General features: G+C 67.9%; 15 protein-coding genes and 1 pseudogene. 9 read left to right on the forward strand and 7 right to left on the reverse strand.

The genetic code is table 11. The features are described from left to right. Nucleotides 1-4: 4 nt before the first annotated feature. The 8 genes and pseudogenes from PGN12_09740 to mdoH all read left to right on the forward strand — a co-directional run bounded on the left by PGN12_09740 (nt 5) and on the right by mdoH (nt 10,198). A pseudogene (locus tag PGN12_09740) lies at nt 5-757 on the forward strand (N-acetylmuramoyl-L-alanine amidase). A 249-nt stretch (nt 758-1,006) separates the two neighbouring features. Continuing rightward, nucleotides 1,007-1,327: a multidrug efflux SMR transporter gene (locus PGN12_09745; protein ID MEH3104174.1), complete on the forward strand. Its 321-nt coding sequence runs from the start codon at nt 1,007-1,009 to the stop codon at nt 1,325-1,327. Nucleotides 1,328-1,372: 45 nt separating this feature from the next. Next, nucleotides 1,373-3,868, forward strand: a complete 2,496-nt coding sequence (locus PGN12_09750) for a transglycosylase domain-containing protein (GenBank protein ID MEH3104175.1) — start codon at nt 1,373-1,375, stop codon at nt 3,866-3,868. A gap of 121 nt (nt 3,869-3,989) precedes the next feature. Next, the gene (gene prfB, locus PGN12_09755; GenBank protein MEH3104176.1) at nt 3,990-5,117 is read left to right on the forward strand and encodes a peptide chain release factor 2; all 1,128 of its coding nucleotides are present in this window, start codon (nt 3,990-3,992) and stop codon (nt 5,115-5,117) included. Between the two features lie 18 nt (nt 5,118-5,135). Further along, nucleotides 5,136-5,846, forward strand: coding sequence for a class I SAM-dependent methyltransferase (locus tag PGN12_09760; GenBank protein ID MEH3104177.1), 711 nt, complete (start codon nt 5,136-5,138; stop codon nt 5,844-5,846). Between the two features lie 192 nt (nt 5,847-6,038). Next, a complete protein-coding gene (locus tag PGN12_09765) occupies nt 6,039-6,833 on the forward strand; it encodes a thymidylate synthase (GenBank protein MEH3104178.1) in 795 nt (264 codons plus the stop codon). A gap of 75 nt (nt 6,834-6,908) precedes the next feature. Then, nucleotides 6,909-8,399 carry a glucan biosynthesis protein gene (locus PGN12_09770; protein MEH3104179.1) on the forward strand — a complete coding sequence of 497 codons (1,491 nt, stop codon included), beginning with the start codon at nt 6,909-6,911 and terminating at the stop codon, nt 8,397-8,399. Continuing rightward, a complete protein-coding gene (gene mdoH, locus PGN12_09775) occupies nt 8,396-10,198 on the forward strand; it encodes a glucans biosynthesis glucosyltransferase MdoH (GenBank protein MEH3104180.1) in 1,803 nt (600 codons plus the stop codon). The genes PGN12_09770 and mdoH overlap by 4 nt, the downstream gene beginning before the upstream one ends. A gap of 65 nt (nt 10,199-10,263) precedes the next feature. Here the strand turns inward: mdoH and PGN12_09780 are convergent, their stop codons facing one another. The 3 genes from PGN12_09780 to PGN12_09790 form a co-directional block, all read right to left on the reverse strand. Next, complete coding sequence (locus PGN12_09780; protein MEH3104181.1) at nt 10,264-10,503, reverse strand: hypothetical protein; 240 nt, start codon at nt 10,501-10,503, stop codon at nt 10,264-10,266. Nucleotides 10,504-10,611: 108 nt separating this feature from the next. Further along, a complete protein-coding gene (locus tag PGN12_09785) occupies nt 10,612-12,201 on the reverse strand; it encodes an isocitrate lyase (protein MEH3104182.1) in 1,590 nt (529 codons plus the stop codon). A gap of 10 nt (nt 12,202-12,211) precedes the next feature. After that, a complete protein-coding gene (locus PGN12_09790) occupies nt 12,212-12,370 on the reverse strand; it encodes a hypothetical protein (GenBank protein MEH3104183.1) in 159 nt (52 codons plus the stop codon). 144 nt (nt 12,371-12,514) lie between these two features. Between PGN12_09790 and PGN12_09795 the strand changes: the two genes are divergently transcribed. Next, a complete protein-coding gene (locus PGN12_09795) occupies nt 12,515-13,900 on the forward strand; it encodes a short-chain fatty acyl-CoA regulator family protein (GenBank protein MEH3104184.1) in 1,386 nt (461 codons plus the stop codon). A gap of 124 nt (nt 13,901-14,024) precedes the next feature. On the opposite strand, the gene PGN12_09800 is transcribed toward PGN12_09795, so the two are convergent. From PGN12_09800 to PGN12_09815, 4 genes are all read right to left on the reverse strand, one after another. Next, nucleotides 14,025-14,810 carry an SDR family NAD(P)-dependent oxidoreductase gene (locus PGN12_09800; protein ID MEH3104185.1) on the reverse strand — a complete coding sequence of 262 codons (786 nt, stop codon included), beginning with the start codon at nt 14,808-14,810 and terminating at the stop codon, nt 14,025-14,027. A 121-nt stretch (nt 14,811-14,931) separates the two neighbouring features. Further along, nucleotides 14,932-16,107, reverse strand: a complete 1,176-nt coding sequence (locus PGN12_09805; GenBank protein ID MEH3104186.1) for a glutathione-dependent formaldehyde dehydrogenase — start codon at nt 16,105-16,107, stop codon at nt 14,932-14,934. Further along, nucleotides 16,104-16,631: an SRPBCC family protein gene (locus PGN12_09810; protein MEH3104187.1), complete on the reverse strand. Its 528-nt coding sequence runs from the start codon at nt 16,629-16,631 to the stop codon at nt 16,104-16,106. The genes PGN12_09805 and PGN12_09810 overlap by 4 nt, the downstream gene beginning before the upstream one ends. A gap of 244 nt (nt 16,632-16,875) precedes the next feature. Continuing rightward, nucleotides 16,876-17,871, reverse strand: a complete 996-nt coding sequence (locus tag PGN12_09815; GenBank protein ID MEH3104188.1) for an SDR family oxidoreductase — start codon at nt 17,869-17,871, stop codon at nt 16,876-16,878.

Consider the following 17,871-nt stretch of genomic DNA (forward strand, 5'->3'; position numbering starts at 1 on the left):
CAAGGTGACGGTGCGCGTGCCGCCGCCCGCGCGCGGCGTGCGGCTGCCGCGCATCACCGGCGCGGCGGGGCGTCCGCTGGTGGTGATCGATGCGGGCCATGGCGGCAACGATCCCGGCGCTGTCAATCCGGCGGCCGGGCTGCGCGAGAAGGACGTGACGCTGAAGATCGCGCGCGCGATCCGCGATGCGCTGGTCGACAGCGGGCGGGTGCGCGTGGCACTGACCCGCGACGACGACCGCTTCATCATGCTGCGCGAGCGGTTCGGGATCGCGCGGCGGCTGAAGGCGGACCTGTTCATCTCGGTGCATTGCGACAGCGTCGGGACGGGCACGCCGACCGGCGCGACCGCCTATACGCTGTCGGACGTCGCATCGGATCGCGAGGCGGCACGGCTGGCGGCGCGCGAGAACCGCGCCGACGTGATCGCGGGGGTGACGCTCGATCGCGATCCCGACGTGTCGTCGATCCTGATCGACCTGACGCAGCGCGAGACGATGAACGCCTCGGCCGGGTTCGCGCGACTGCTGGGGCGCGAGGCGCGGCCGCTGATCCCGATCAAGAGCAATTTTCACCGCACTGCCTCGCTGATGGTGCTCAAGGCGCCGGACATGCCGTCGATCCTGTTCGAGACGGGGTATATCTCGACCGCCTCGGACGCGGCGTTCCTCGACAGCAAGGAGGGGCGCGAGAAGATCGCCGAAAGCGTGCGGCGCGCGGTGGATGTGTATTTCGCGCGGCGGATGGCGGAGCGGTAGGCGGCTTGCGGCGCCCGCTGTTCGTCATTCCCGCGGAGGCGGGAATCCAGACGCGCAGGTCTGTCGATAGAAGCGAGAGGTCCGAGGTTCTGGATCCCCGCCTTCGCGGGGATGACGGTTGGTTGTGGCGAGGCGCGCGGGGTGGACTCGTGGACGATCAGCCCCTAATCGACCCGCCGCGCACGCCTCTTACGGGTTTCCGGCCGCTGCGCTTCCTCAATCGAGCCCGCAATCAAGGAGATCCCCGCCATGGCGTGGCTCATCCTCGGCGTCGCCGTGGTCACCGAAATCGTCTGGGCGCTCAGCCTCAAATGGGCTGCCACGCAAGGATCGTGGCTGGCGTCCGCCGTTCCGATCACGCTCAGCTTCGTCAACATGGGGCTGCTGGCGATGGCGATGCGGGGATTGCCGGCGGGCACCGCCTATGCGGTGTGGACCGGGCTCGGCGCGGTAGGCGTCACGATCTTCGGCGTGTTCCTGTTCGGCGAGAAGCTCGCGCCCGCGCAGATCGGCTTCATCGCGCTCATCATCGTCGGGGTCGTCGGCACGAAGCTGTTCGCGCCCGCCTGAGCGAGTTGCCGTTTGGCCGGCGAGACCGTACACGCCGAAACCGACATGGCTTCCGATCCGACCGCTGCCGTGCCCGTTCGGCGTCTCTCCCCCCGCGCGCTGTGGCGCCGCTGGTGGGTGCGTTGGGGCACCTATCTGCTGGGGCTGCTGGTGGTGGCGCTCGGCGTCTTCTGGCTGGTGTTCGCGCGCGACCTGCCGTCGGTCGACAAGCTCAAGGCCTATGAGCCGCCGCTGCCGACCAACGTGCGCGGCGCGGACGGCGCGCCGATCTATTCCTACGCGCGCGAGCGCCGCGTCGAGCTGGCGTACAACGAATATCCGCCGCTGCTGGTGAAGGCGTTCCTCGCCGCGGAGGACAAGACCTTCTTCGAGCATCACGGCGTCGATTTCCCCGGGCTGGCGGGTGCGGTGTTCGACTATGCGCGCAAGTTCGGCACCGGGCAGCGTGCGCGCGGCGGCTCGACGATCACGCAGCAGGTGGCGAAGAACCTGCTGATCGGCAACGAATATTCCCCGACTCGCAAGATTCGCGAGGCGTTGCTGGCGTATAAGATCGAGGAAACGCTCACCAAGCCGCAGATCATCGAGCTGTATCTCAATCAGATATTCCTCGGGCGTAACGCCTACGGCGTCGAGGCGGCGAGCCACGCCTATTTCGACAAGGAACTGAACGAGCTGTCACTGGGGCAGCTCGCCTATCTGGCGATCCTGCCCAAGGGACCTTCGAACTACGACCCGTTCCGCGACACCGATCGCGCGCTGGAGCGGCGCAACTACGTGCTGCGCGAGATGGTCAAGAATGGCTTCGTCACCGCAGCACAGGCCGAGGCGGCCGCCGCCGAGCCGATCGGCGCGATCACGCATCGCACGCCCAAGTTCGAGCGCGTCGGCGGCTATTTCGTCGAGGAAGTGCGCCGCGAGCTGATCGCCAAATTCGGCGAACAGTCCGAGGACGGGCCGCACAGCGTCTATGCCGGCGGGCTGTGGGTGCGCACCTCGCTCGACAAGAATATCCAGCAATATGCCGCCGAGGCGCTGCGCAACGGCCTGCTGCGCTTCGACGCCGGGCGCGGCTGGTCGGGGCCATTGCGGCATGTCGAGATCGAGGGCGACGCGTGGCAGGGGCCGCTGATCGGCAGCAACATCATGCTCGACCACGACAACTGGCGCGCGGCGATCGCGATCGCGCGCGACGGTGACGCGTGGCGGCTGGGCTTCGCGGACGGATCGACGGGGACGATGGCGCGCGACGCGGCGCAGATGCCGGTGCGCAACCAGGGCGGTGCCGCCTTTGCCGCGATCAAGCCCGGCGACATCATCGCGGTCGCGCCGAGCGGGGCGGGGCGGTTCGCGCTCCGCTCGGTCCCGCGCATCTCGGGCGGGTTCGTCGTGCAGGAGCCCGCGACCGGGCGCATCCTGGCGATGCAGGGCGGGTTCGAGTCGAGCGTCCAGTCGTTCAACCGCGCGACGCAGGCGTTCCGCCAGCCGGGCTCGACGATCAAACCGATCGTCTATTCGGCGGCGCTGGAGAACGGCATGACCCCGGCATCGATCATTATCGACGGGCCGTTCTGCGTCGACCAGGGCGCGCGGTTGGGGCAGAAATGCTTCCGCAACTTCGGCAATTCGCGCGGCGCCGGGCCGCACACCATGCGCTGGGGCATCGAACAGTCGCGCAACCTGATGACGGTGCGCACCGCCGCGCAGACCGGCATGGGACGCGTCGTCAAGCTCATCAAGGCGATGGGGATCGGCGATTACTCACCCTATCTCTCCTATGCGCTGGGGGCGGGCGAGACGACCGTGACGAAGATGGTCAACGCCTATGGCGTGCTCGCCAATTGGGGGCGCTGGCACGATCCGTCGTTGATCGACGTCGCGCAGGACCGGCACGGGCAGGTGATCTGGCCCGAGAACTGGCGGGCGTGCGACGGCTGCAACGCGCGTGACTGGAACGGGCGCGCGATGCCGCGCCCCGCCACCGGCGGGCGGCAGGTGCTCGACGCGATGAGCGCGTATCAGATGGTGCATATCACCGAGGGCGTGATCCAGCGCGGGACCGCCACGGGCCTGCGCGATCTCAACCGACCGATGTTCGGCAAGACCGGCACCAACAATGGCCCCACTGACGTGTGGTTCATCGGCGGCACGCCGCAGATGATCGCCGGGCTTTACATGGGCTTCGACAGTCCGCGCAGCCTTGGCGGCTATGCGCAGGGCGGGACGGTCGCGGTGCCGGTGTTCAAGGAATGGGCGCAAAAGGCTTATGCCGGGTTGCCGCCGATCCCGTTCCGTGCGCCGCCGGGCATCCGCATGGTGCGGATCGACCGTGCTAGCGGGCGGCCGGTGTTCGGCACCTTCCCGACCGACAGCGATCCCAAGCCGGCGGTGATCTGGGAAGCGTTCAAGCCGCAGAGCGAGGCACGCCGCGCGCGCCGTACCGCGCCGACCGCTGCCCCGTCGACGCGCCCGACCGCCAGCGCGACCAGTGCCGCCCCGGGAGACAGCGACTTCTTGCAGAGGCAGGGGGGCATCTACTAAGTCGTCGCCAGAACGTTCTTTCGTCGTCCCAGCCAGTCGCCGGGATTCCCCGGTCACCAGCCCCGCTCGTGCCGGTCGGGATTCCCTTCTGGTCGGCGCGGCGTGACCTTGGAGTAAAGTTATGCGCGCCGAAGCGCAGGCCCATGTCGACAGCATCAACGAGGCGCTGGCGCTGCTGCGCCGCTTCCTCGACTGGGACCGCGCGTTGCGTCGCCTCGACGAGCTGAACGCGCGCGTCGAGGATCAGGCGCTGTGGAACAACCCGAAGGAAGCGCAGGCGGTGATGCGCGAGCGTCGCCGGCTGGACGAGGCGATCACCGCGACGCGCGATATCGAGCGCGAGTTGTCCGACACGGTCGAGTTGATCGAGATGGCCGAGGCGGAGGGCGATGCCGAAATGGCCGATGAGGGCGTCGCCGCGCTCAAGACGCTCGCCGATCGCGCGCAGGCCGACAAGGTCAAGGCGCTGCTGGCGGGCGAGGCGGATGCCAACGACAGCTATATCGAGATCAACGCCGGCGCGGGCGGCACCGAGAGCCAGGATTGGGCCGGGATGCTCCAGCGCATGTACACGCGCTGGGCCGAGCGGCGCGGGCTGAAGGTCGAGCTGATCGACTATCACGCCGGCGAGCAGGCGGGGATCAAGAGCGCGACGCTGCTGGTCAAGGGCGAGAACGCCTATGGCTATGCCAAGGTCGAATCCGGCGTCCACCGGCTGGTGCGGATCAGCCCGTACGACAGCGCCGCGCGCCGCCACACGAGCTTTTCGAGCGTCTGGGTCTATCCGGTGATCGACGACAATATCGAGGTCGAGATCAACGAGAGCGACCTGCGCATCGACACCTATCGCGCGTCGGGCGCGGGCGGGCAGCACATCAACACCACCGATTCCGCGGTGCGCATCACGCACTTGCCGACCGGGATCGTCGTGCAGTGCCAGAACCAGCGTTCGCAGCACAAGAACAAGGCCGAGGCTTACAACCAGCTGCGCGCGCGCCTGTATGAGCGCGAGCTGGCGGAGCGCGAGGCGGTCGCGAACGCCGAGAACGCCACCAAGACCGACATCGGCTGGGGTCACCAGATCCGCAGCTACGTGCTCCAGCCGTATCAGCTGGTGAAGGACCTGCGCACCGGCGCGACCAGTACCTCGCCTGGCGACGTGCTGGATGGTGACCTCGACGAGTTCATGGCCGCCGCGCTCTCGCAGCGCGTGACCGGCGAGGCAGTAGTCGTGGAGGACGTCGACTAAGTGGCCTTGCGCGCGCCCGTGTTCGCCTTGACGGCGGTGGCGTTGTTGCTGCTGGCGGCGTGCGACGGGTCGCAGCCGCTCATCAAGCACAAGACCAAGGAGCCGGGGCCGTTCCCGGCCGCCGATCGCCCGATCGCGAACATCGTCTCGCCGCGCTGGTCGAACGAGGAAACGCGCGACCGGCTGGGTGAGGCCGGGCGGGTGATGGACCTCGCCGAGATCCGCAAGGGGATGACCGTCGCCGATCTCGGCGCGGGCGAGGGCTATTATACGATCCGGCTGGCGGCGCGCGTCGGTGAGAACGGGCGCGTGCTGGCGGAGGACGTGGTGCCGGCAGTGCACGAGGCGCTGGCGGAACGCGTCGCGCGCGAGCGGCTGGACAATGTCAGCGTGCGGCTGGGGATGCCCGCCGATCCGCGGCTGCCCGACAACAGCTTCGACCGGATCTTCATGGTGCACATGTACCACGAGATCGAGCAGCCGTATGAATTCCTGTGGCGGATGCGGCCTTCGCTGCGCCGCGACGGGCTGGTGGTGGTGGTCGACGCCGACCGGCCGACCGAGCAGCACGGGACGCCGCCACGGCTGCTGCGCTGCGAGTTCGCGGCGGTCGGCTATGCGCAGGTCGGGTTTCGGGAGCTGCGGTCGGCGGGCGGCTATCTCGCGACGTTCCGCGCGGCGGGGCGGCGGCCCGATCCGGCGGAGATCGTCGCGTGCCGGATGAAGTGACGGTTGATTCGACGTCTGATGGCTTCGTCATTCCCGCGCAGGCGGGAATCCAGAACCTCGGACGTCGCGCTTCTATCGAAAGCCTGCGCGTCTGGATTCCCGCCTTCGCGGGAATGACGGTTAAGACTGTGGTCGCTCTTAGCTATCGTCCGACGGTGGCGCGAGCCGCCGGCCCGCGCTACCACCCCAGCCGTGCAGCAATATCTCGACCTCATGCGCCGCGTGCTCGATTCGGGCGTGCGGCAGGACGACCGGACCGGCACCGGCACGCTCAGCGTGTTCGGGCATCAAATGCGCTTCGATCTGGCGCAGGGCTTTCCGGTCCTCACCACCAAGAAGCTCCATCTGCGCTCGATCATCATCGAGCTGTTGTGGTTCCTGCGCGGCGACACCAACGTCCGCTGGTTGCAGGAGCGCAAGGTCAGCATCTGGGACGAATGGGCCGACGAGAGCGGCGATCTCGGCCCGGTCTATGGCAAGCAATGGCGCGACTGGGCGGCGGCGGACGGGCGGCACATCGACCAGATCGCGGCGCTGATCGACGAGATCCGCACGCGCCCGGCGTCGCGGCGGCAGATCGTCACCGCGTGGAACCCCGGCGAGCTGCACGCAATGGCGCTCAGCCCGTGCCATTGCCTGTTTCAGACGCATGTCGCGAACGGCCGGCTGTCGTTGCAATTGTATCAGCGCTCGGCCGACATCTTCCTCGGCGTGCCGTTCAACATCGCCAGCTATGCGCTGCTGACGCACATGCTCGCGCAGCAATGCGATCTCGAGGTCGGCGAGTTCATCTGGACCGGCGGCGATTGCCATCTGTACCTCAACCATCTCGAGCAGGCCGAAACGCAACTCGCACGCACCCCGACCGCGCTGCCGACGCTGACCTTCGCGCGGCGTCCGGCGTCGATCGACGCCTATGAGCCAGAAGATTTTGTGCTGACTGGTTACGAGGCGCAACCGCATATCAAGGCGGCGGTGTCGGTCTGACCGTCGCGCGCACGCGGCAGTGTGTCGCGGGCGTTTTGCGTTGCAACAATCGGCCGCGTAGCTTGTTTCGCAGCCATGACGATTTTCAGCCGACGCGATGCGATGCTGGCGACGGGCGCTGCGGCGCTCTGGCCGGCGCTGGTCCGGGCGCAAGCGCGCGCGGGTAGCTCGACGCCCTTCTCCTGGGAAGTTCTTCAGCAACGCGCGGCGGCGCTGGCGAAGCAACCCTATCGCGCGGTGCCGCCGGTCGCCGCCGCGGCCGCGCTCGACTATGATGCGGTCGGCGGCATCCGCTACCGCGCCGACAAGACGCTGGCCGGGGGTATCCGTCCGTTCCCGCTCGGCAAATATGCGCCGGTGCCGGTCACGCTCAACGTCGTTGCCGATGGCCGCGCGACGCGGGTCGATTACGCGCCGTCGCTGTTCGAGACCAAGCCGGGTGTCACCCCTGCGCCGGGCTTCGCGGGCTTCCGCGTCATGGAGCAAGGCAAGGACAGCGACTGGCTCGCCTATATGGGCGCCTCCTATTTCCGCTCGGCGGGCGCGCTCGACCAATATGGCTTGTCGGCGCGCGGCATCGCGATCGACACCGGGCTGGAGAAGGAAGAGTTTCCGGTCTTCACCGAGTTCTGGATCGAGCGGCTCGGCGACGGGGGCTATACGATCTATGCGCTGCTCGACGGCGAGAGCCTGACTGGCGCATATCGCTTCGTCTCGCGCCACCCGAAGGCGGTGGTGCAGGACGTGTCGTCGGTGCTGTTCCTCCGCAAGCCGGTCGCGCGGCTCGGCATCGCACCGGCGACCAGCATGTTCTGGTACGACGACCGCAGCCACAAGACCGCGGCCGACTGGCGGCCCGAGATCCACGATTCGGACGGGCTCGCGATGCGCACTGCCGGCGGCGAGCGGGTGTGGCGGCCGCTGCGCAACCCGGCGCAGCCGACCACCGACAGCTTCGCCGCCGACGACGTGCGCGGGTTCGGCTTGCTCCAGCGCGACCGTAATTTCGACCATTATCAGGACGATGGCGCGTTCTACGATCGCCGCCCCAATTTGTGGATCGAGCCGCAGGGGAAGTGGGGGAGCGGGCGCGTGATCCTCTACGCCTTTCCGACCGCGGGCGAGACGACCGACAATGTCGTGTGTTTCTGGACACCGGGCGCGCCGGTGCGCGCGGGGCAGCGGCTCGCCTACGATTATCGGCTGACGTGGGGCGGGGACGACCCGACGCTCGACCGCGTCGCGCATGTCGTCGACAGCTGGACCGGCAGCGCGGGGCGGCCCGGCGCAGAGCCGATCGCGGGTGCGGTGAAGCTGGTGGCGGACTTCGTCGGCGACGGGCTGGCCGGGCTGACGCGGCAGAGCGGGGTAAGTGCCGAGATCGGCGTTGCGCGCGGAAAGCTGCTGGAAAGCGCGGCCTATCCCGTCGTCGGGCAGCGCAACCGCTGGCGCGTCACCGCCGATATCGCACCGGACGGTAGCGGGCCGGCTGACGTGCGACTGTTCCTGAAGCGCGGCACTGCGACGCTCAGCGAGACGCTGCTGATGCCGCTCTACCGTCCATGAGCGAACCTCGCCCGCGACTGCCCGCCCCCGCGCCGCTCGACATGCCCGAGCAGCGCTTCGACGGACCGCCGCCGCCGGAGCGCGCGCCGGACCCGTTCGATGGCGCGATCGGGTCGGGGGCGGACACGTTCGCGCGGCGCGCTTTGCTGGTGCTATTGACGCTGGTGCTGGCGCTCGCCGCGTCGACGACGCTCAAGGAATCGGTGCTGACCGACGGGCTGACAATCAGCGACATGCTGTTGCTGACGGTGTTCTTTCCGCTGTTCGCGCTGCTCGCGTTCGGCTTCATCAACACCGTCGTCGGCTATATCGTGCTGGCGACCGGGCTCCACCCCGGTTTCACCCCGATGCCGCGCTGGTCGGAGCCGCTGAAGGGCCGCACCGCGATCCTGATGCCGGTCCATAACGAGGATATCGGCGAAGTGTGCGGGCGGCTGGCGCAGATGGCAGACGCGCTGGCACGGACAGGGTCGTGCGGCGCGTTCGACTTCTTCATCCTGAGCGATTCCGCCGCCGAGAACGAAGCCGCCGAAGTCGCGGCGTGGCGGGCGCTGGCCGAGCGATCGGAATGCGCGATCTATTATCGCCGCCGCGTCGAGAATGTCGGGCGCAAGCCGGGCAATATCGCCGACTGGCTGCGCGCGCACGGTGCCGCCTACGACTATATGCTGATGCTCGACGCCGATAGCCTGATGGGGGGCGAGACGATCGTTGGCATGACCCAGATCATGGATCGCCGCCCCGGCGTCGCCCTGCTCCAGACCGTGCCGCAGGTGATCGGCGCCTCGACCCTGTTCCAGCGCTGGATGCAATTCTCCAGCCGGATCTACGGCCCCGCCGCGACCGCGGGGCTGGTGTGGTGGTCGGGGGCGGAGGCGACGTTCTGGGGGCATAATGCGCTGATCCGCGTCCGCGCCTTCGCGGACAGTTGCGGGTTGCCAGTACTGCCGGGCGCGCCGCCGTTCGGGGGAACGATCATGAGCCACGACGTCGTGGAGGCGGCGCTGCTACGGCGGCGCGGCTGGCGCGTGCACATGGTGATGACCGAGGAGACGTTCGAGGAATATCCCCCGACGCTGATCGACGCCGGGGTGCGCGATCGCCGCTGGGCGCAGGGCAATCTCCAGCATCTTCAACTGCTGGGCGCATCGGGATTTCACTGGATCAACCGGCTGCAATTGCTGCTCGGCGCGGCGGGGTATCTCGCCTCGCCGCTGTGGCTGCTGCTGATCGCGGTCAGCGTCGTGCAGGCGGTGCGCGGCGAGCCGGGGCTGATGTCGGGTGATCCCTCGGGGATGGTGCTCGAGCTGACGCTGGCGCTGCTGTTCGGGCCGAAGCTGCTCGGCATCATCCACGCGCTGGGCGATGCGCAGCGCCGCCGCGCGTTGGGCGGGGCAGGGGGGATCCTGCGATCGGTGCTGGTCGACGTGCCGCTGTCGACGCTCGCCGCGCCGGGGATTGCGCTGACGCAGACGATCGACCTGCTCGGTATCGCGACGCAGCGCAAGGCGGAGTGGCATGCGCAGAACCGTCGCGTCGACGGGCTGCCGATGGCGGCGATCCTGCCGCGCTATCGCTGGCATGTGCTGCTGGGCATGTTGCTGCTGGCGCTGTCGCCGTTGATGCCCCATGCGGCGCTGTGGCTGGCGCCGGTCACCGCCGGGCTGCTGCTGTCGCCGTTGATCGTGCAATGGACCGCCAGCGAGCGCTGGGGTGTGCGCGCGGCGCGCGTCGGGGTGTTCGTGACCGATGCCGGGCGCGAAACGCCGCCGCCGGTGCCGGCGGTCGCGACCGGGTAAGCGCGGACATAAGAAAAGAGGGAGCGACGCCGGCGCCGCTCCCTCCTTCCTTGGCTCAAGACAGCTTAGTTGCTGTCCGAATCGTCGCCGTCATCAGCGATGATGACGATGCCGGCGATCACCGCCGCCGCCGCGACGGCCGCAACGATCAGACCACCACCGGCCAGCTCGTTCTTCTTTGCAGCCGGCGCCGAGGCGCGGACCGACTTGGCGACCGACAGGCTGGCAGCCGAGTTGACCGGAGCCGCAACCGCCGGAACGGTGGCGAGCGACGCGACCGCAGCCGCCATCAGAAACTTCTTCATACAAACATCTCCCTCAGGGCCTTCGGCTATTCCCACGCCGCAGTGCATCATGCAACGGCAGTAATATTACAATGCGACGAAAAGTCACCGCAGCGGGTTAGAAGTGAGTCACGCAGCGAATTGGTTCATCGTATTGTGCGCTCCCCCGGCCTTGAGCGCGGCGTCCCCGGCGAAATAGTCCTTGTGGTCGTCGCCGATATCGCTGCCGGACATGTTCTGGTGGCGGACGCAGGCGATCCCCTCTCGAATTTCACGACGTTGCACATGCCTGACGTAACCGAGCATTCCCGCTGCGCCGAAATAGTCGCGCGCCAACAGATCGGTGCCGAGCGCCGCGGTGTGATAGGTCGGCAAGGTGATGAGATGGTGAAAGATGCCGGCGCGCTGCGACGCGTCGCGCTGGAAGGTGCGGATGCGCTCGTCCGCCTCGACCGCCAGCGGGCTTTCGTCGTAGCCGGCGTCCATCAATCGCGCCCGATCGTAGCCGGCGACGTCGCGGCCTTCCGTGCGCCAGCGGTCGAACACTTGCTGGCGAAAGTTGAGCGTCCAGTTGAAGCTGGGCGAATTGTTGTAGACCAGCTTGGCGTCGGGCACTTCGGCGCGGATGCGATCGACCATCCCGGCGATCTGCGCGATGTCGGGGCGCTCGGTTTCGATCCACAACAGGTCGGCCCCGTGGCGGAGCGCGGTCACGCAGTCGAGCACGCAACGATCCTCGCCCGTGCCGGCGCGGAACTGGAACAGGTTCGAGGCAAGCCGCTTCGGTCGCAGCAACTGCCCGTCGCGCTCGATCAGCACGTCGCCACGCTCCGGCACCGTGACCGGATCGGCGTCGAGATACCTATTATACTGGTCGCCGAGATCGCCGGGCGCGCGCGAATAGGCGATTTGCTTGGTCAGGCCGGCCCCAAGCGAGTCGGTGCGCGCGACGATGATGCCGTCCTCGACGCCCAGTTCCATGAAGGCGTAGCGGCAGGCGCGAACCTTCGCGAGAAAGTCCTCGTGCGGCACCGTCACCTTGCCGTCCTGATGCCCGCATTGTTTCTCGTCGGAGACCTGGTTCTCGATCTGGAGAGCGCAGGCGCCGGCCTCGATCATCTTGCGCGCGAGCAGATAGGTCGCCTCGGCATTGCCGAAGCCGGCGTCGATGTCGGCGATGATCGGAACGACATGGCTCTCGTAATGGTCGACCGCGTGGATCAGCCGCTGCGCCTCCACTGCATTGCCGCTGGCGCGCGCTGCGTCGATGTCGCGGAACAGCAGGTTCAACTCGCGCGCGTCGGCCTGTTTGAGGAAGGTGTAAATTTCCTCGATCAGCGCCGGCACCGCGGTCTTCTCGTGCATCGACTGGTCAGGAAGCGGGCCGAAGTCGCTGCGCAGCGCGGCGACCATCCAGCCCGACAGATAGAGATAGCGCCCCTTGGTGGTGCCGAAATGCTTGCGGATGCTGATGATCTTCTGCTGCGCGATGAAGCCGTGCCAGCAGCCGAGCGACTGAGTGTAAGCACTCGGGTCGGCATTATAAGCCGCCATATCGCGCCGCATCACCGCCGCGGTGTGGCGCGCAATGTCGAGCCCGGAGCGGAAGCGGTTCTGCAAGCGCATCCGTGCCACCGCCTCGGGCTGGATGTCGTGCCAGCCGGGGCCGGCCTGCGTGATGGTGCGCTGCGCGGCGGCGACGCTGTCCTGATAGGTCATGGCGATCCTCTCAGCCGAGCCGTCCGAGGCGATGATACAGATTGGAGAATTTCGACGAGCGCGGGTCGTCGGCGATCTGGCGGACGTAGTTCGCGACCGCTTCCTTCATCAGCCCGAAGTCCTCGGTCGAGAAGACCGCGCGGCTGCGCTGCGGTTCAGTGTGCGGCATGGTGACTGCTCCTTGCTTGGGATGGAAGCATCGTAGCGGCTCGCACCCGCAAGCTGTCAGCAATTCACAGGCAATTCATGTCGCTTCGTCCGTCGCGGGCCGCTATAGTTCGTCAAGTTGTAAAGGGATTTACAGGAGGGGCGGGTGAGCCGGGACAAGCTGCTGGCGGGACATGCAGTGCGGCGGTTGCGGCGACGCCACGGGCTGACACAGGCAGCGATGGCCGAGATGCTCGCCATTTCGCCCAGCTATCTCAACCTGATCGAGCGCAACCAGCGTGCGGTGCCGGCCGGGTTGCTGGTCACGCTGGCCGACCGGTTCGACTTCGATCCGCGCGTGCTGCTCGCGGGCGAGCCGGGCGGCGGCGCGTCGGCGATCCGGCGGCGGCTGGCCGACCCGCTGTTCGCCGATCTGGAGGTCGACCGCAGCGAGGTCGAGGAATGGCTCGCCGCCGCGCCGGGCGGGGCGGAGGCGTTCGCGCGCGCCTTCGACCGCGGGCAGGGCGGTGCGGCCGCGCCGACGCTCGACGATCCGGCGGTCACGGTGCGGCGCGAGATCGAGCGCTGGCGCAACCACTTCCCCGATCTCGACGCCGCGGCCGAGACGCTCGCAGACGAACTGCGGCTGGTCGGCGCGGACCTTTACGGTGCGCTGGTCGAGCGGCTGCGGGTCCGGCATGGGCTGGCGATCCGCATTCTGCCGGTCGAGGCGCTGCCCGATCATCTCGTCCGCATCGACCTGCACGCGCGGCAGGTGCAACTCGCCGAGCGGCTCGCGCCCTGGTCGCGGAGCTTCGCGCTGGCGGTGCAATGCGGGTTGATCGAGGCACGCGCGGAGATCGACGCGCTGGTGCGCGGCGCGGCGCTTGACCGTGTGGCGGAGCGGTTGTTCCGGCGGCACCTGTCCGGCTATTTCGCGGCGGCGGTGATGATGCCGTACGCGCGGTTCCTGCGCGCGTGCGAGGCGAGCGGCTATGATCTGGAGCTGTTGCAGCGGCGCTTCGGCGCAGGGCTGGAGCAGGTTGCGCACCGGCTGACGACCTTGCAGCGGGTGGGTGCGCGCGGGCTGCCGTTCTTCCTGCTGCGCGTCGATCGGGCCGGGCAGGCGTCGAAGCGCTTCGCCGGGGCAAGCGACACGCCGTTGCTCGCAAGCGAGACACGCTGCCCGCTATGGCGCATCCACCATGCCTTCGACCGGCCGGGGAGCGTCGTGCCGCAAGTGCTGGAACTGGAGGATGGCGCGCGCTGGTTCACGCTGGCGGTGGCGGTGACCGGCGCTTCCGTGGGCGCGGGCGCGAACCGGGTCGAGAGCGGGTTCGCGGTCGCACTCGGGGTGCCCGCCGAAGTGGCCGGGACGCTCGCAGCGGCGCGCGGGCTGGACTTGACCGGCGCGGCGACGTCGGTCGGGCTGGGATGTCGGGCGTGTCACCGGATGGCGTGCCCGCAGCGCTCGGCGCCGCCGGTTGGGCGGGCACTGCTGGTCAACGAACGCGAGCGGGCGATCTCGGGATGGACGTTTGCCGGGGATTGAGCGGGGCGCAGGTTGCGCCTCTCTCTCACCGTTCATCGTAGGGCGCGTGGCAGGGCACGTGCTTCGACAGGCTCAGCACGAACGGTACGTGACGCGATCCGGTCACGCCCGTCCGGGACGACGTCTACTCCTTCGCGGTGCCCGGCTCGGCCATGTTGCGGTGCTGGTGTGCGGTGACTTCGGGCGGCAGGATGTGCGCGGCGGCGACCTGCAGCTTGTTCTTCCAGCCCGAGACGATCGAATGCTTGCCCGCCATCAGCGCGTCCCAGCCGTCCTGCGCAACCTTGGCCGGATCGGACTTGCTGTCCGAGGTGCCGACGTCGGTGTCCATCATGTCGGCGCGATCGAAGAATTCGGTGTCGACCGGGCCGGGCATCAGCGTCGTCAGCGTGATCCCCTCGTGATCCTTCAGCTCGTCGCGCAGCGCATCGGTGAACGAATCCACGAACGCCTTGGTGCCGTTATAGACCGCCTGGAAGCTGCCCGGAATGAACCCTGCGATCGAGCCGGTGACCAGCACCTTGCCCTGATGCCGTTCGGTCATCTGGCGCAGCACCTTCTGGAGCAGATAGAGCGTGCCGGTGATGTTGGTGTCGACCACGCGCCGCCAGTCGGCGACGTCCTGATCAAGGAACCCGCGGCCCAGCCCTTTGCCGGCATTGGCGCAGAGCAGGTCGATCGGGCGACCTTCGGCGGCGGCGAGCAGCCTGTCGACGCCGTCGATCGTCGACAGGTCTGCCTCGACCGAGGAGACCTCGGTGCCGAATTGCTTGAAATCGGCGGCGGCGGCGTCGATCAGCGGCTCGTCGGCGACCACGAGGATGTCGTAACCGTCCTTCGCCGCGAGCGTGGCGAGTTCGAAACCGATGCCGGTCGAGGCGCCGGTGATGATCGCGAATTTGTTGGGCATCATGTCTCTCCAATTGTGTTCCGTCATCCCCGCGCAGGCGGGGATCCAGACGCGCAGGTGGCTGCTTGAGCCGAGACGTCGGAGGTTCTGGATCTCCGCCTGCGCGGGGATGACGATGTGTTTACATCCCCGGCTTCAGCACGATCTTCGTCACGTCATTCTGCTGGTCGTGGAACATCTTGTACCCCTCCGGCCCCTGCTCCAGCGGCATGCGGTGCGAGATCAGGAAGGTGGTGTCGATCTTCTCCTCGAGGATCGCGGTCAGCAATGCGGGGAGGTAACGCTGGACGTGGGTCTGCCCGGTCTTGAGCTGCAACCCCTTTTCCATGAACGCGCCGAGCGGCCATTTGTCGACGAACCCGCCATAGACCGCCGGCATCGACACACGCCCGCCCTTGCGGCACGCGATGATCGCCTGGCGGTTGGCGTGAGCCCGGTCGGTGCCGGTAAAGGTCGACACCTTGATCTGGTCGAGCACGTTGTCGACGAAGAAACCGTGCGCCTCCAGCCCGACGCTGTCGATCACCGCATCGGGGCCGATCCCGCCGGTCATCACCATCAGCGCCTCATAGACCGCGCTTTCCTCGAAGTTGATCGTCTCGGCACCGAACTGCGCGGCCAGCTTGAGCCGGTTGGGGAAGTGATCGATCGCGATCACGCGCTCCGCGCCCATCAGGAACGCCGACTGAATCGCGAACAGCCCGACCGGGCCGCAGCCCCATACCGCGACGGTATCGCCGGGCTCGATGTCGGCATTCTCCGCGGCCATCCAGCCGGTCGGGAGAATGTCGGAGAGGAACAGCACCTTGTCGTCCTCAACCCCGTCGGGAATGACGATCGGACCGACGTCGCTGAACGGCACGCGGACATACTCGGCCTGCCCGCCGGCATAGCCGCCGGTCATGTGGCTGTAGCCGAACAGCCCGGCCATCGGCTGGCCGTACAGTTCCTGCGCGATGTCCTGATTGTCGGCGGGCAGGCCGTTGTCGCAGGCGGAGAATTGCTGCTTGGTGCAATGATAGCAGCTGCCGCACGAGATCGTGAACGGCACGACGACGCGCTGGCCCTTCTTGAGCGTCGACTTCGCGCCGACCTCGACCACCTCGCCCATGAATTCGTGGCCGAGGATGTCGCCCGACTGCATCGTCGGGATGTAGCCGTCGTAGAGGTGAAGGTCCGACCCGCAGATCGCGGTCGAGGTGACCTTGATGATACAGTCGCGCGGATTAACGATCCCGGGATCGTCGACAGTGTCGACGCGGACATCGTGCTTGCCGTGCCAGGCGATCGCTTTCACAGCCCCATCTCCTCGAATTGCTTGGCGTTCATCGCGGGGGTGGCGATCTCGCCGGTTTCCAGCAGCTGCTTGAAGCGGCGCAGGTCGCGGCGCGCCTGGATTGCGGGTTCGCGCTGGAACATCTTGGCGATCACCTTGCCGATCACTCCGGCGGGCGGGTCATAGTCGATCGTCGCGACGATCACCGTGCCGCGCGCCCCGGCGTCGCGGAACTCGACCCGGCCGCGGTTGGGGATTTCGGCTCCCGGCTCGCTTTCCCACGCGAGCAGCTTGCCGGGGACTTCCTCGGTGATCCGCGCGTCCCATTCGACATGGCTGCCACCGGGCGCCTTGACGACCCAGTGCGAGCGGCGTTCGTCGTGCACGTCGATGCGCACGACGTTCTCCATGAACGCGGGCCAGGCGGCGAAGTCGCGGAAACGCGAATAGACCTCGGCGACGGGCTGGTTGATCGTGACGGCGCGGGCGGCAAGCGCGGTCGGCTTGTCGTGTTTGGCGGCGGCGAGCGGGGCGTCATCGGCCATGGCGGCTCCTTTCCTGTCGCGCCGTCAATGGCCGGTCGGGGAGGGGCGTTCCGTGGAAAAGCCGTGCGTTGATCTGGGTCAGTGAGGTTGCCGCTTCACCGTCATCCCTCACTCGTCATCCCCGCGAAGGCGGGGATCCAGAACCTCTGACGGCTGAACTCCTGCGAAGACCTGCGCGTCTGGATCCCCGCCTTCGCGGGGATGACGGTGGTGGTCGGGGGCGGCTCGCGTCCAAGCGGGGTGGTCAGGGATTTCCCTTGCCGCCATGCGCCCCGACCGCAGTGCCGGTCGAGAAGCTCGTCCCGTCCTCCGCCAGCGCGACGTACAGCGGGGCCAGTTCGGCGGGCTGCCCGGCGCGGCCCATTGGCGTGTCCTGCCCGAACTCGCCCATCTTGCCCGGCAACTGCCCGCCCGCCACCTGCAACGGCGTCCAGATCGGGCCGGGCGCGACCATGTTGACGCGGATGCCCTTCTTGGCGAGCTGCTTGGCCAGCCCCTTGGTGAAGATCAGGATCGCACCCTTCGTAGTTGCGTAATCGAGCAACTCCTCGCCGGGGTCGTAGCTGTTGACCGAGCCGGTGTTGATGATGACCGACCCCGGCGGCATCGACGGGATCGCCGCCTTGGCGATGCGGAACATCGCGAAGATGTTGGTCTCGAAGGTCCGCACCATCTGCTCGTCGCTGATCTCCGAGATATCGGCCTTGCTCTGTTGATAGGCGGCGTTGTTGACGAGCAGGTCGAGCCCGCCGAGCTGGCGCACCGCATCGGTGACCAGCTTGGTGCACGCCTTCTCGGTCCGGATGTCGGCGGGCAGCAGCACCGCCTTGCGTCCGGCCTGTTCGATCAGCGCCTTGACCTCACGCGCGTCGGGCTCCTCGGTCGGATAGTAATTGATCGCAACATCGGCCCCCTCGCGCGCGAACGCGATCGCGGCGGCGCGGCCGATCCCGCTGTCGCCGCCGGTGACCAGCGCCTTGCGCCCGGTCAGCCTGCCCGAGCCGCGGTAGCTGGTCTCGCCACTGTCGGGACGCGGGGTCATCTTGCCCTGCAATGCGGGCCACGGCTGGCGCTGCTCGGGGAAAGGCTGACTGGTGTATTTGCTGCGTGGATCGCGCAGCGGCACCGCCGCTCTCGACCCGGCAGACTGCGCCGCGGCGCTGCCCGCGCCGCCGAGCGCCAGCCCTGCCGCTGCGGCGCCGCCCAGAATGGAACGGCGCGTGGTGCCCTGATCGTCCAT

The organism is Sphingomonas phyllosphaerae (assembly GCA_036946405.1).
GTDB lineage: Bacteria > Pseudomonadota > Alphaproteobacteria > Sphingomonadales > Sphingomonadaceae > Sphingomonas > Sphingomonas phyllosphaerae_D.

Bases quoted from the DNA above. Each gene is read 5' to 3' on its own strand.
- PGN12_09745 (MEH3104174.1), top strand. From the start codon at position 1,007: ATGGCGTGGCTCATCCTCGGCGTCGCCGTGGTCACCGAAATCGTCTGG.
- PGN12_09750 (MEH3104175.1), top strand. From the start codon at position 1,373: ATGGCTTCCGATCCGACCGCTGCCGTGCCCGTTCGGCGTCTCTCCCCC.
- prfB (MEH3104176.1), top strand. From the start codon at position 3,990: ATGCGCGCCGAAGCGCAGGCCCATGTCGACAGCATCAACGAGGCGCTG.
- PGN12_09770 (MEH3104179.1), top strand. From the start codon at position 6,909: ATGACGATTTTCAGCCGACGCGATGCGATGCTGGCGACGGGCGCTGCG.
- mdoH (MEH3104180.1), top strand. From the start codon at position 8,396: ATGAGCGAACCTCGCCCGCGACTGCCCGCCCCCGCGCCGCTCGACATG.
- PGN12_09780 (MEH3104181.1), bottom strand. From the start codon at position 10,503: ATGAAGAAGTTTCTGATGGCGGCTGCGGTCGCGTCGCTCGCCACCGTT.
- PGN12_09785 (MEH3104182.1), bottom strand. From the start codon at position 12,201: ATGACCTATCAGGACAGCGTCGCCGCCGCGCAGCGCACCATCACGCAG.
- PGN12_09790 (MEH3104183.1), bottom strand. From the start codon at position 12,370: ATGCCGCACACTGAACCGCAGCGCAGCCGCGCGGTCTTCTCGACCGAG.
- PGN12_09800 (MEH3104185.1), bottom strand. From the start codon at position 14,810: ATGCCCAACAAATTCGCGATCATCACCGGCGCCTCGACCGGCATCGGT.
- PGN12_09810 (MEH3104187.1), bottom strand. From the start codon at position 16,631: ATGGCCGATGACGCCCCGCTCGCCGCCGCCAAACACGACAAGCCGACC.
- PGN12_09815 (MEH3104188.1), bottom strand. From the start codon at position 17,871: ATGGACGATCAGGGCACCACGCGCCGTTCCATTCTGGGCGGCGCCGCA.